Source organism: Pseudomonas guariconensis, assembly GCF_024127895.1.
GTDB classification, from domain to species: Bacteria; Pseudomonadota; Gammaproteobacteria; order Pseudomonadales; family Pseudomonadaceae; genus Aquipseudomonas; species Aquipseudomonas guariconensis_B.
In genome coordinates this window covers 1-515 of record NZ_JAMYBK010000076.1, presented here as the reverse complement: position 1 = coordinate 515, position 515 = coordinate 1, and the positions used below count along the sequence as shown (strand labels likewise).

The 515-nt window shown below is 59.4% G+C and carries 1 pseudogene; it reads left to right on the top strand.

The features are described from left to right. Positions 1-46 precede the first annotated feature (46 nt). A pseudogene (locus NJF35_RS24615) lies at positions 47-515 on the top strand (hypothetical protein); the annotation flags it as partial.

Sequence of the window (515 nt, the reverse complement as noted above, 5' to 3'; positions counted from 1 at the left end):
CAGAACCATGCGCACGGCACGTTCACGGACTTCAGGGGAGTAGGTCGTGGTCTTTCTCATGGCCTCATCTTCTCAAGAGTTGAGGCCTCCACGAAACCCGGGGCGGTTCACCAAGCAACCAGACACCGATTCCCTTGATGGTATAACCCATCTCATGCTATGTGCCGTTGCAACTGGACAGCATCAATTTATAGAGCCTTTTCATAGCACTGTTTTCAAAGGGCTGAATAACGGCTACGGGGTTCGCGACGGTCACAACTTACCCTTCGGCACCACCCTGCGCTACGCCGCCTTCGGCCTGACCATCATCGGCGACTGGCTCGGCAAACCGCTCGACCTCGACAGACATGCCCTACCCCGCGACCCCGCCTGGGGCCAACTGGTCGCCCACTGGCGCGAGCCCGATCCCGAGAAACTGCTTCCCGTTCTACTCACCGCCTGCGATACCCATGTCGAGCGCATCGCCCTGACCTCCCGCGAACTCGACTCCGGCAACTTCGAATTCGGCTCCCCCT